This is a genomic window from Paenibacillus sp. Y916, assembly GCF_056786435.1.
Map to the genome: position 1 here is coordinate 1 of NZ_JBXCJA010000031.1, position 575 is coordinate 575.

At 43.7% G+C, this 575-nt stretch carries 1 protein-coding gene; it reads left to right on the top strand.

Features of this window, described 5'->3' with window-relative positions; genetic code table 11:
• Positions 1 to 575, top strand: a 575-nt coding sequence (locus tag AC1TO9_RS24515; RefSeq protein WP_482060740.1) for an RHS repeat-associated core domain-containing protein, incomplete at both ends; no start/stop codon positions are given.

Below are 575 nucleotides of genomic sequence, written 5' to 3' on the forward strand. Positions count from 1 at the left end.
GCAGGTAATGAACTGAACACCTACAGCTATGACATCTGGGGTAACCCGATAGATGAGGAAGAAGATGTTCCGAACGTATTCCGCTACTCCGGAGAATATTGGGATAGTGATACCGGACTTCAATACCTGCGAGCTCGCTGGTATGATCCGAATGCCGCGCGGTTCGTATCTAGGGATACGTATGAAGGGCAGATTTCGAATCCATTAAGTTTGAATTTGTATTCGTATGTGGAGAATAATCCGTTGAAGTATACGGATCCAACAGGACATTGTGGATTAAGCAGTGTGAAACAAGTAGCGGATTGTGCATTAGACATGACGCCCTTTGTAAGTGCTGCGAAGAGTATTCAAGAGTACTCAACAGGTAATAACTGGTATACTGGTGAAAAGTTATCTACCTCTGACAGGGCGTGGGCACTTGTAGGGATAATACCAGGTGGAAAGATTGCTACAAAAGGCGGTAAAATAGCAGTAAAGAGTGCAACAGCTACTTATAAAAAAGTATCAAAATGGATTTCTAAAGGCTGCAATTGCTTTACTGCTGGAACGGAGGTTCTAACAGACGAAGGGGAGAA